General features: G+C 42.8%; 6 protein-coding genes. 2 read left to right on the top strand and 4 right to left on the bottom strand.

What is annotated here, in order from left to right:
- Positions 1 to 65: 65 nt before the first annotated feature.
- The 4 genes from HZC45_06480 to HZC45_06465 all read right to left on the bottom strand — a co-directional run bounded on the left by HZC45_06480 (position 66) and on the right by HZC45_06465 (position 5,441).
- The gene (locus HZC45_06480) at positions 66 to 788 is read right to left on the bottom strand and encodes a hypothetical protein (GenBank protein ID MBI5682793.1); all 723 of its coding nucleotides are present in this window, start codon (positions 786 to 788) and stop codon (positions 66 to 68) included.
- 30 nt (positions 789 to 818) lie between these two features.
- Positions 819 to 2,822 (bottom strand): hypothetical protein, encoded by a 2,004-nt coding sequence (locus HZC45_06475; GenBank protein ID MBI5682792.1) that lies wholly within the window; start codon positions 2,820 to 2,822, stop codon positions 819 to 821.
- 83 nt (positions 2,823 to 2,905) lie between these two features.
- The gene (locus tag HZC45_06470) at positions 2,906 to 4,858 is read right to left on the bottom strand and encodes a hypothetical protein (GenBank protein ID MBI5682791.1); all 1,953 of its coding nucleotides are present in this window, start codon (positions 4,856 to 4,858) and stop codon (positions 2,906 to 2,908) included.
- A gap of 7 nt (positions 4,859 to 4,865) precedes the next feature.
- Entirely contained in the window at positions 4,866 to 5,441 is a 576-nt protein-coding gene (locus HZC45_06465) for a 4Fe-4S dicluster domain-containing protein (GenBank protein ID MBI5682790.1), read from the bottom strand.
- A 124-nt stretch (positions 5,442 to 5,565) separates the two neighbouring features.
- Here HZC45_06465 and HZC45_06460 point away from each other — a divergent pair, with 124 nt between their 5' ends.
- Together HZC45_06460 and HZC45_06455 are read left to right on the top strand one after the other, a co-directional pair.
- Positions 5,566 to 5,847, top strand: a complete 282-nt coding sequence (locus tag HZC45_06460; GenBank protein ID MBI5682789.1) for a type II toxin-antitoxin system RelE/ParE family toxin — start codon at positions 5,566 to 5,568, stop codon at positions 5,845 to 5,847.
- A gap of 13 nt (positions 5,848 to 5,860) precedes the next feature.
- The gene (locus HZC45_06455; GenBank protein MBI5682788.1) at positions 5,861 to 6,157 is read left to right on the top strand and encodes a HigA family addiction module antidote protein; all 297 of its coding nucleotides are present in this window, start codon (positions 5,861 to 5,863) and stop codon (positions 6,155 to 6,157) included.
- The last annotated feature ends 170 nt before the right edge of the window (positions 6,158 to 6,327 follow it).

Raw genomic sequence — 6,327 nt, 5'->3', positions numbered from 1 at the left:
AAATATCAAACCTAAAGGTTTGAGTTACAGTCTCTTATCGTCCCTCAAGGCTTTAGCCTTGAAACTTACCGTTCACCGCTCACCGCTTTTTCCGTATATCCTATACTGAAAATCCTGTCCCTGTCAAACCCTGTAAACCAGATTTTCCATGTGTCATTGTCAAGGATTACCCTTGGGCTGAGACTTGATGCCTCATTCCACTCTCCTTCATCACCTATGTCAAGGACAGGGTTGGTTGAAGTTTTAAGCCATGTTATACCGTCTTTTGAAAACGCTGTGCCGATTCTCATGGCAGGGTCCCCATTCTGTTTAGTGTTTATTCCTGTATACCACATAAGATAACCCTGCTCCACAGGAAGCACCATTGGATATGAAACTGCAAGACCGTCCCAGTCATTCATTTCGCCGCTATCCACTACAGGCGCCAAGAGTTTAGTCCAGTTTATTCCGTCCTTTGACTCAGCATAACCGATTTTCCATTCTTCAAACCTGTTCGTTCCAGCATACCACATTTTGTATAGAGAGTCCTCTTTTATGATAACAGGGTAGCCTAGCATCTCATTGTCCCATGAGTCTTCCTCGCCCGGGGATAAGACAGGATTTTCTTTATACCTCTGCCAGTGGACGCCGTCTATTGATGTTGCATAACCTATGCCTGGCGGATGATTTGGCGTTTTGCCGTAGCCGTAATACCACATCTTATATCCATCCCCATCCTTCATAACAAACGGATATGCAGCCTGAAAGTCATCCCAACTCCCTTCTGTTCCTCTGTCAAAAACAGGCATATTAAACCTTTCCCAGTCCTTGCCATCCTTTTACTCAGCATATCCAATCCTGAGTGTCTCGCCGTCATGTCCCGAATACCACATCTTATATCTTATTTCTTGCCCATTGCTGCCTGTCTGCGTGCGGTGACGCACAGGCAGGACTGACCCTTGCCCCTGTTCTTTTAAAACCCATCCGCCTGCAACCCCAAAACTATCCCAGCCGTCTTTTGGCCCAGGGTCAATGGCAGTATGCCCTTCAAACCTCTGCCAGTTTATGCCGTCTTTTGAAAACGCAAGGGCAATAGAGGTTTTAGAGCCGTTGAATTCTTCATACCACATTTTGTATTGTTCTTCCTCTTTAAAGACCATTGGCCCGCTTACAGATTTTATCATTCCATCAGGTTTTAATACCGCGCCGTGTTTCTCCCATTTGACGCCGTCTCTTGATGTCGCAAGGTGTATCTCATAGCCGCCCTCTCCATATACGGAATACCACATCTTGTAGCCGTTGCTGTCCTTTACAACCCATGGGGACATTATCTCTGTGTTTTCTGTGATAATCGGCTTTTCTGTCTGCCTTTCCCAGTTTATGCCGTCTTTAGATAATGCGGTTTCAATGCCGACAGCATCCTTGCCGTATGCAACATAATACATACGGTATTTGCCGCTGTCTTTTATGACATATGGGTATGCAACCTGTCCTTTGTCTTTGTATGGTTTTAGAACAGGACTGCTGTGCCTTTTCCAGTTTGTTCCGTCTATTGATTCAGCATAGCCTATTTGCAGTATTGTTCCATTAAAGCCTGTATACCACATCTTGTAAGTCTTCTCCTCTTTTAAAATAAATGGATAACCCGCGCCGAGCCTGTCCCAATCAGCGCCGGGTGAAAAAACTGGGAGCAAAGCCTTTTGCCAGTTTATGCCGTCTTTTGATGATGCCATGCCAATCCTTGTCCTTCTGCCGTTAAAACCTGAATACCACATCTTATATAGATTTTCTTCTCTCATGATACTTCCCCTGAAAACAGACTCACCATCCCAACCGCTTCCTTCGGCTACATCAAGAACAGGGTTTTCCTTATGCCTTATCCATTTATTTCCGCCTGCCCGTGCCGTAGCAGACAGGTCAGTTGACACAGCAAGCCCAACCCTTGTCCTTCTGCCGTCAAAGCCCGCATACCAGAGTTTGTAATTTCTGCCGTCATGCAGCACAACAGGCTTGAAAACCTCTTTTATATCCCATCCCATATCGGGCTTTAATGCCTCGCCTTTGATATTCCATTTAACGCCGTCTTTTGATTCAGCGGAAAATATATGAAATGCAGATTTCGGGGTTTCTTTTACAGAATACCACATCTTATATTTTATTTCTTGCCCCCCCTGCTTACTACTTGCAGGGGCAGGCTTGTCCGTGAAAAGCATGCTTTTCACCCCTTGACCCTGTTCTTTTATAACCCACGGATGGAACGAATGCACCCTGCCCAGATCTATCGGTTTGTTTTCCAGTCTCTTACATTCAATGCCGTCGTCAGATACCGCTGTCCATATCTTATAAGATATGCCTGCTGAGCCTGTATACCAGAGCATATATTTATTTTCTGATTTGATGACCATTGGATACATGACGCTGAAGCCGTCCCATACATCATCTTCAGCAGGCTCAAATACAGGGCTTTTGCGCCTTTCCCATTTAATGCCGTCTTTTGACTCTGCATAACCGATTGAAAGTATTTTGCCGCTGCTTCCTGTATACCACATCTTAAAGACATTGCCGTCTTTTATAACACATGGGTAAGCAGCGCTGAAACTATCCCATGCATCTTCTTCGCCTCTGTCAAAAACAATCTCGTCATTCCTTTCCCATTTGACGCCGTCTTTTGATACAGCATAGCCTATCCTGTGTTTTTTATTGTCAGAGCCTGTGTACCACATCTTAAATATATTCCCATCTTTTATAACTGCCCCTGGCTCCACATCAAGGCTGTCCCATGGTGCAGGGCTTCCCGGAGAAAAGACAGGCTGGGCGTTAGCAGGAGAAAAATTAAAAATCAAAAATAAAAAATAAAAAATAAGGAAAAATAATTTTTGAATTTTAATTTGTAATTTTGATTTTTTATATTTAATCTTTGAAATTTTCACCTAATCATCTCCATAAGTTTATCTTCTATATCAGCGAACCAGACCTGTGTTGAAAGAGGGAGTATCTTGTTGATGTATGCCAGATAACCGCTGAGCATAAGACTGCCAAGTAAGATAAAGATGATGCCGCTTATTATGCTTGTTGAATGTAAAAAGAGGGTAGTTCCAAATATATTTACCTCAAAGCCCTTGCCCTTCAGGAATCTCCAGAACCAGCCGTTCTTATCCATATTCTTAAAGAAAAGTGATATTGCCATGAGGGGCAGACTCAAACCCAGTGCATATATGAATAAGAGGGTAATGCCTCTTATGACCCCTTCTTCAGTTGCAGCAAGAACAAGGATGCCTGCCAGTATCGGACCAACACATGCGGTCCAGCCGAATGCGAGCATTGCGCCAAACAGGAAAGAGCCGCCAAGTGTTGTAGAAGGGTTAGCCTTGAATATCGCTGCGCCGCCGAATCCCTTGCCTATTAAAGACATGAAGCCGAATATTATTATTAAAATTCCACCTATGGTTGTTATTATGGATATATTTGACTGCAAGAAAGAGCCTATAAAACTTGCTGTAGCGCCCATGAGTGAAAAAACCATAGCGAGCCCGAGAAAAAAGAAGAATGTCATTGCAAGTATGCGGGATTTTTCGCCCTGAAATGTAAATGCAAAATATGCAGGAAGTATAGGCAGTGTGCAGGGTGATAGAAAACTCAAAACACCTGCCAGAAACGACAGGACAATAATGGGAAGTAGCCTTGTCCCGGGTAGTTTGGTATCCCAACTGAGTTTGTCTGCGATGCCATCCACTTTTTTTGCAGTGTCAACATCCTGCTTTTTTGCATGCAAATAATCGGATAAGGTTGTTATAAAGTATAATTGTTTTTGAGCAGGTGTATCTGTGTATATTGATGTAAGGTAGCCGAGTGTGCCTGCTGCAATATCTTTGTAAGTCTTATTGTTTGTTTGTTCATAAAGGGACTGATAAAAATATGCTGCAATGGAATTTTCATGGAATGGCTTTTCGTTTATGAATAATTCCTCTCCTTCAGGATAGTTTTCAGGTGAATTGCTGTTTCTTTGAATAAAGCCGCCGAACTTTTCATCATACAGCCTTTTCTGCATAAAACCTGCGATGGCTTTTGCTGTTTCAAGATATTGTTCATCCCCCTGCTTAATGCCCCTGCTTACTACCGCTGGGGCAGGCTCTGCAGGGACATGCTTAAAGGTTTTGTAGATTTCTAATAATGCAATGCCTGTAATTGCATTGTCTGATAACTGTCCGTCCATGTAGACCCTTGATTTATCAGGGTCTAATACATGGAATGCCTCACCGTTTTTTATCAGAATGTTTTTAAGGTATTGAACTACAGAATTGGCAATCTCCTCAAGATGTTTATCTCTAAATTCTCTGGATGCCTCAAGAAAGGTGATTACAGCATCTGCATTTACTGTGGAGGTTGCTCCTGTTTTCCCATTTATCTTTACAAAAAATCCCTTCCTTTGATTATCAAAATACAACTTCTCTATATTTTTTAATAAGCGGCTTGCATTATCTTTAAATATCTCATTATTTTTTATTCTGTATGCAGTGGTATATAATCTTATGACAGCAAAACCGTCAGAGAGTTTTTCTTCACTGCTGTCAAATTTCAAGTCATCAATGGAAAGGGTATTCACTTCCTGTAGTATTTTTGCAATGCCCTCTTTATTATCTTTTATTTTGTAAACATTGAGCAGGGTGAGTAAAATTTCGGCATGGTCTTTTATTGCCAAAACCTTCGCATCAAGTCCTTTTCTTGCATTTTTAAGGATATGGGATTCTGCCTTTTCCAAATCCTCTGTCTTGACTTCAGGAATCATGGAAGCAGAAAACGGATTTGTCAAATCAGTTGCTGCATAAACTGTATGATGGGTTAAAAGGATGAAAAAGTATAAGGAAAGCAATATTCTCATAAACTGTTTATAGAGGTGTTACAATAACAGCCTTTGGGTCAGAAGGACACACATATTCGCATATTCCGCAGCCCGCGCACTTTTTGTCATCTATTTCTGGCCCCTTGTCGTCCAGACAGATTGCCTTACCCTTTAGCGGACATCTGTCAAAACAATAGTCGCACATGGGGTCAATGCCTGCCCATCTGTGGCACCGCTTTGTATTTATAGCAGCAATGCCCATCTTAACTTCTTCTCTTTTCACCATCTGGAGCGCACCCTCTATACATGCCGTTATACAAACAAACTCATCACACAAATAACAAGGCATCTCATTTGGCACAACGATAGGAGTTCCTGCTGCAAGTCCATCATACTCAGAGGCATGTTTTATTGCCTTCTGATGGCATGCTGTTACACAATCATCACACCTTGTGCATTTTGTAAGGAAGGCAACCTCTTCTATTGCCCCAGGAGGTCTTAAGACCCTCCTCTTTGTCGCCTCCTTTACCTTGCTTTCAACCATTGCAACAAAAGGCTCGGCAACTTTAAGGAAGCCCATCTTGAGAAATGTTTTTCTGTCCATTACTTCGTTTTTATCCATAGTAGTTATGATGCTCCAGTATTTTTGCTCTGATGAAAGAATAATACAATAAACCGTATCTCTATTCAAGTTAGAAATCAAACAGCCAGTTGACATTGATAAACAATATGTTTATAATCATCCCATGATTCAGTCATTTGCCTCTTCCGAAACGGAACGATTTTTCGCCACCGGGAAATCACGCCGCTTGCCGCAGAACATACTGAAACGTGCAGCGATGCGGCTGACACAGTTGGATGGGGCTGTCAGCCTGGATGATTTGCGCATCCCGCCTTCCAACAGACTGGAAGCGCTGGCTCATGACCGCGCCGGCCAATGGAGCATTCGCATTAACGACCAGTGGCGCATATGTTTCCGCTTTGATAATGGCGACGCTTTTGACGTTGAAATCGTTGATTATCATTAAAGGAGGTACAAACATGGTTAAGAATGGTTTGCCTGCAATTCATCCGGGAGAGTTCCTTGCAGAAATTTTGGGAGAAATGGGTATATCTCAGGCTGAATTCGCGCGCACTATCGGGGTATCGCCAATGCGGATTTCGCATGTAGTCACTGGAGATCGTCCGGTGACGGCGGAACTGGCATTGTTGTTCGGTCGCGCGTTTAACCAGACGCCGCAATATTGGCTCAATCTTCAGGCGTCTTACGATTTAAAAATCGCGAAGGCAAGCATCGGCAAGCGTCTTGCTGGTATACATGCCCTCGCTCATGCCTAATAATCAAAAGTAAACTCCCATCTCTGCTGGGAGACTCGTAGAGTTTGGGGAGGAACATGGGCAACTGCTAATAGTTCCCAACTGCCAAAATGGGCGGTTAGAAATAATACCCCTTTCTTTTTTTTATAAACGTTTAGGAAATTATCAAAACCTGTAACTTTTATATTTTT

This window comes from Deltaproteobacteria bacterium (genome assembly GCA_016223005.1).
Classification (GTDB): domain Bacteria; phylum Desulfobacterota; class GWC2-55-46; order UBA9637; family GWC2-42-11; genus JACRPW01.
This window is presented reverse-complemented; position numbering and strand designations above follow the sequence as displayed.

Excerpts from the sequence above, each read along its gene's own strand:
- HZC45_06465 (MBI5682790.1), bottom strand. The coding sequence starts at position 5,441 with ATGGATAAAAACGAAGTAATGGACAGAAAAACATTTCTCAAGATGGGC.
- HZC45_06455 (MBI5682788.1), top strand. The coding sequence starts at position 5,861 with ATGGTTAAGAATGGTTTGCCTGCAATTCATCCGGGAGAGTTCCTTGCA.
- HZC45_06480 (MBI5682793.1), bottom strand. The coding sequence starts at position 788 with ATGCCTGTTTTTGACAGAGGAACAGAAGGGAGTTGGGATGACTTTCAG.
- HZC45_06470 (MBI5682791.1), bottom strand. The coding sequence starts at position 4,858 with ATGAGAATATTGCTTTCCTTATACTTTTTCATCCTTTTAACCCATCAT.
- HZC45_06460 (MBI5682789.1), top strand. The coding sequence starts at position 5,566 with ATGATTCAGTCATTTGCCTCTTCCGAAACGGAACGATTTTTCGCCACC.